The organism is Bacillus sp. SRB_331 (assembly GCF_003264175.1).
Taxonomy (GTDB): Bacteria; Bacillota; Bacilli; order Bacillales; family Bacillaceae_G; genus Bacillus_A; species Bacillus_A mycoides.
On sequence record NZ_NADV01000097.1, the window covers coordinates 1 to 665 of the forward strand.

Here is a 665-nt window from a genome sequence, read left to right on the forward strand (position 1 = left end):
TTTATAGTAAATTTGATTGGAGTGAATATTGTAAATGGATAATTTAAACAAATTTTCTTCCTTTAAATTTGATAAGGACCAAAAGAATATAATCATAGACCTTTTACTCTCAGATGTTTTTAATAGGCATGGGATAAATGAAGAAAAGTTAAAAAATTTATCGCCAGAAAAAAAGCAGCAAATTAAAAGTATTGTTTCTGAAATACAATCACAGGTTAATAATTATTTGGATTGAAAGGGGGTGAACTTATGGACAAAGCATGCCATTCAGATGAAAATAAAAAGTGGAGTGCATTAGATTCTTCAAATCCGCATCCGTCTTTTAAAAATGCTAACGTTTCAGAAGTGGCTACACAAGAAAGTAAAACTTACCAAATCTCTGAAGAATCTATTACAATTGTTGATTCAGCAGATGTAGAAGTTACTACTACAGATACAAAAGCTGCGTTATCTATCCAAGCAGCATTACAAGCAGCTATTGTGGTTGTAATAAGTATTTCAATAGCAGACAGTGAAAAAGCTGACCGTGTAGCACAAGAATTATTTCAAAAATCATCTGTTAAACAAGTTAATAAGCAAGAAACTGTTATTCGAAATTCTAGAAATGTAACCGTAACAACAACTGATACAGATATAGCAGTAAATGTTCAAATCCTTCTCCAAAT

General features: G+C 30.8%; 2 protein-coding genes. Both read left to right on the plus strand.

The genetic code is table 11. From position 1 onward, the window contains the following. Positions 1–34: 34 nt before the first annotated feature. Entirely contained in the window at positions 35–235 is a 201-nt protein-coding gene (locus B5P42_RS31360) for a spore coat protein (RefSeq protein ID WP_088033014.1), read from the plus strand. A gap of 14 nt (positions 236–249) precedes the next feature. Continuing rightward, the coding region (locus tag B5P42_RS31365; protein ID WP_113736071.1) for a spore coat protein at positions 250–665 on the plus strand (416 nt) is incomplete at its 3' end.

Coding starts and splice junctions, on each gene's coding strand:
- B5P42_RS31360 (WP_088033014.1), top strand. CDS start 35: ATGGATAATTTAAACAAATTTTCTTCCTTTAAATTTGATAAGGACCAA.